Source organism: Verrucomicrobiia bacterium (assembly GCA_035460805.1).
Lineage (GTDB): Bacteria > Patescibacteriota > UBA1384 > CAILIB01 > CAILIB01 > DATHWI01.
Genome location: DATHWI010000123.1, coordinates 1 through 3,544, shown reverse-complemented (window position 1 = coordinate 3,544; position 3,544 = coordinate 1). Strand labels below are relative to the sequence as shown.

General features: G+C 52.5%; 4 protein-coding genes. 3 read left to right on the top strand and 1 reads right to left on the bottom strand.

All coding sequences use genetic code 11. The features are described 5' to 3' along the window. Positions 1–2,171: excinuclease ABC subunit UvrA (gene uvrA, locus VLA04_05470; GenBank protein HSI21116.1), on the top strand; the 2,171-nt coding region annotated here is incomplete at its 5' end. Positions 2,172–2,214: 43 nt separating this feature from the next. Here uvrA and VLA04_05465 read toward each other — a convergent pair. Further along, positions 2,215–2,469: a hypothetical protein gene (locus tag VLA04_05465; GenBank protein HSI21115.1), complete on the bottom strand. Its 255-nt coding sequence runs from the start codon at positions 2,467–2,469 to the stop codon at positions 2,215–2,217. A gap of 41 nt (positions 2,470–2,510) precedes the next feature. Here VLA04_05465 and VLA04_05460 point away from each other — a divergent pair, with 41 nt between their 5' ends. Together VLA04_05460 and VLA04_05455 are read left to right on the top strand one after the other, a co-directional pair. Next, a complete protein-coding gene (locus tag VLA04_05460; GenBank protein ID HSI21114.1) occupies positions 2,511–3,125 on the top strand; it encodes a ribonuclease HII in 615 nt (204 codons plus the stop codon). Positions 3,126–3,137: 12 nt separating this feature from the next. Continuing rightward, positions 3,138–3,377, top strand: coding sequence for a DUF1653 domain-containing protein (locus tag VLA04_05455; GenBank protein ID HSI21113.1), 240 nt, complete (start codon positions 3,138–3,140; stop codon positions 3,375–3,377). Positions 3,378–3,544 lie beyond the last annotated feature (167 nt).

Here is a 3,544-nt window from a genome sequence, read left to right as displayed (position 1 = left end):
GTCTTCTGGATTCTATCGAGAAGGCGCTTAAGCTTGCTGAAGGAAAGTTGGTCGTTGCCCGTCTAGAGGCTGAGGGTGAGGCTTTTTACTCTGAGGACTTTTACTGTCCTTTCGATAACATTTCCCTTCCGGAAATTGAGCCCCGCTCGTTCTCGTTCAACAGCCCACACGGCGCATGTCCAAAGTGCCAAGGCCTTGGTCGCTTGCTTCAGGTAGACCCTGAGCGTGTTGTGCCAAACCCCCGCCTTACTATTGCAGAGGGTGCTATCCGCCCTTGGAGCCGTTCCACGAGCTTCGATACTTGGTACCTAAAGGTTATGGAAGAAGTGGCACGCCTTAAAAAGGTTCCCATGAACACTGCCTGGCAGGACCTTACGGAAGAACAGCGCCAAATTGTGCTTTTTGGTACAGGTGAAGAAAAATACACAGTTACTGGTTACACCACCAGTTACGAGGGTGTTATCCCTAACCTTACCCGTCGTCACAAAGAGACCGAGTCTGACTATGTGCGCAGCGAAATTGAGCGCTACATGGTGGAAGAAAAGTGCCCAACCTGTGAAGGTGGCCGTCTCCGTCCTGAGGTGCTTGGCGTAAAGGTTGCCGGCAAGAACATTGTTGAGGTGAACCAAATGACCGTTGATGAGTCTGCGGTCTACTTTGGCAACCTCCAAAAGGGTGGCGTGCTTACTGAAAACGAACAGCACATTGCCCGCCAGATCTTTAAAGAGATCTGTGACCGCCTAGGCTTCCTTCAAGATGTTGGTCTCTCTTACCTTACCTTGGACCGTTCAGCCAACACTTTGGCTGGTGGTGAGGCGCAGCGTATCCGTTTGGCTACCCAGATCGGGTCTGGCCTTACTGGCGTACTCTACATCTTGGACGAGCCTTCCATTGGTCTGCATCAGCGCGATAACACCCGTCTCCTAGAGACCCTTACCCGCTTGCGCGACCTTGGCAATACCGTTCTTGTTGTAGAGCACGACCAGGAAACCATGGAGGCTGCTGACCACCTTATCGATATCGGCCCTGGTGCCGGTAAGCATGGTGGTGAGGTTATTGCCCAGGGAACCCCTGCGGAAGTGGCTGCCAACCCAAACTCCATCACCGGCCAGTACCTTTCTGGTAAGAAGGAAATTCCTACCCCAAAGAAACGCCGCAAGGGCGATGGCCGTTTTGTAGAGATTATTGGTGCCAAGGAGAACAACCTGCGCAACGTCAGTGCCAAAATCCCACTCGGTGTTTTGACCTGTGTTACCGGTGTATCCGGATCGGGTAAATCTACCCTTATTAACGACATTCTTGCCACTGCCCTCAACGCCCATTTCTATGGCGCCAAGGACATCCCAGGTAAGCACGAGGAAATTAGGGGCCTTGAGCATTTGAACAAGGTGATCGATATCGATCAGAGCCCAATTGGCCGCACCCCGCGTTCCAACCCGGCTACCTATACGGGTATGTTTACGGCAATCCGTGACATTTGGGCCGCTACCCCTGAGGCTAAGGCCCGCGGGTACAAGCAAGGACGCTTCTCCTTCAACATGAAGGGTGGCCGCTGTGAGACCTGTGCCGGTGACGGTGTCCTTAAGATTGAAATGAACTTCCTTCCTGATGTGTACGTAACCTGTGACGAGTGTCACGGTGAGCGCTACAACAAAGAAACCTTGGAAATTCACTACAAGGGCAAGAACATCTCAGAGGTCCTCAATATGACCGTCGAAGAGGCGCTCGCTTTCTTTGATGCCATCCCTGCCATTAAGCAGAAGCTGGCCGTGTTGAATGACGTAGGTTTGGGCTACATGAAGATTGGCCAACCTGCCACCACCCTTTCCGGTGGTGAAGCGCAGCGTATTAAGCTTGCAACAGAGCTTTCCCGCCGTGCTACAGGTAAGACACTCTACATTCTGGACGAGCCAACTACTGGCCTTCACTTTGAAGACGTGAACCGCCTTCTCCATGTGCTTCAAGCGCTTGTGGACAAGGGTAACTCTATCCTTATCATTGAGCATAACCTTGATGTCATTAAGTGCGGGGACTGGCTCATCGATATGGGGCCAGAGGGTGGTTCCGGCGGGGGCATGATAGTTGCCACCGGTACTCCTGAGGATGTTGCCAAGGTAGAGAAGAGCCATACCGGCCGCTACCTCAAGACAATGCTTGCCAAGGGTAAGTAAAGAAAAAAGCGGCCCACGGGGGTCGCTTTTTGGTTGAACCACGCTACAGTGCGCGGTTGCTGATGAGGAAGTAAAGCATTTTGCCAAGAACAATGCCGGTGGCAACGGCAAAAGAAAGAATGACTGCATACCATGCCACACACCGGAACAGGTCGAGCTGCGAGCTGCACCAGATGCGCCACTTGTTACAGGGCGAACTGGTTTGCACCCAGCCGAGAAAATGCCAGCCACCCATTAGGGTGAGGAGCAGGATTACCCCTAGCACTTCCTCAACGATGAAGGAGTGTTCTTGACCCATAATGTCACCAAGGTTCGAGATGCCGCTATACTAGCATTCATATGGCTGACTTGCTACTTGCTGGCATAGATGAGGTTGGAAGGGGGTCATTAGCCGGTCCCGTGGCCGTTGTGGCGGCTTCCTTTTTGATGTCTGAAGAGGAGTTGCTCCGTAATGAACTGCGCAATGTACTGCGCCGTGAACCTACCGATTCCAAGAAATTAACCTTGCTCGCGCGGGAGCGGGGAAATGCGTTTTTAAAGGGACGGATTGCGTGGGGCCTGGGCATGGCATCGGCTGCCGAAATAGATGAGAAGGGAATTGTTGGTGCCACCACCCTGGCTGCCACACGGGCTCTCGATGGTTTGACGGCGCGACCGGACAAGGTCTTGGCCGATGCCGGCTTATTCCATGGCTACGAGAAAGAAATCCCCACCGAGCGGTTTGTGAAAGGGGACGAGACTTATTTGCCGATTATGACTGCCTCTATCATTGCTAAGGTGGCACGTGACACCTTTATGAGAGAGCTGTCCGTACATCACCCACACTATGCATGGGAAAAGAACGTGGGCTACGGATCTGCGGCGCATCGAGCTGCCATAACTGCATATGGGTTGACCGAGTATCACCGGCGTTCATTTTTGAAATCTTACATGGACGATGCTGCCCGGCCATGATACGGTGAGGCCATGCAAGAGAATGTTACTCCAGGAATTTACCGCCACTACAAAGGCGGCATCTACAAGGTCGTTTCCGTAGCAAAAATGGACGATACCAACGAGGAGTTTGTGGTATTCCATAGCGTGTACCAGGGTTTGGAGCGCGGGGAAGGCGGCTGGTGGATCCGCCGCAAGGAAGAGTTTGTGGAGGAAGTGGACTATAAAGGAAAGCTTAGTCCGCGGTTCAAGTTTGTGAGCAAGCAGGTATAGAAAAAAGCCCGGTCATGCCGGGCTTTTGTGAAACAGATTTACTTAGTGCTAGCCAAGGTAGGCTGCCCATGCAATGAGTAGGATACCGAGTACTGTTTGGATCCAGGCTAAATCTCGTGTGTGATGCCATGCCGCTCTATTTCTTCGACGATTATCGTCTACTGCCT

Coding starts and splice junctions, on each gene's coding strand:
- VLA04_05465 (HSI21115.1), bottom strand. CDS start 2,469: ATGGGTCAAGAACACTCCTTCATCGTTGAGGAAGTGCTAGGGGTAATC.
- VLA04_05460 (HSI21114.1), top strand. CDS start 2,511: ATGGCTGACTTGCTACTTGCTGGCATAGATGAGGTTGGAAGGGGGTCA.
- VLA04_05455 (HSI21113.1), top strand. CDS start 3,138: ATGCAAGAGAATGTTACTCCAGGAATTTACCGCCACTACAAAGGCGGC.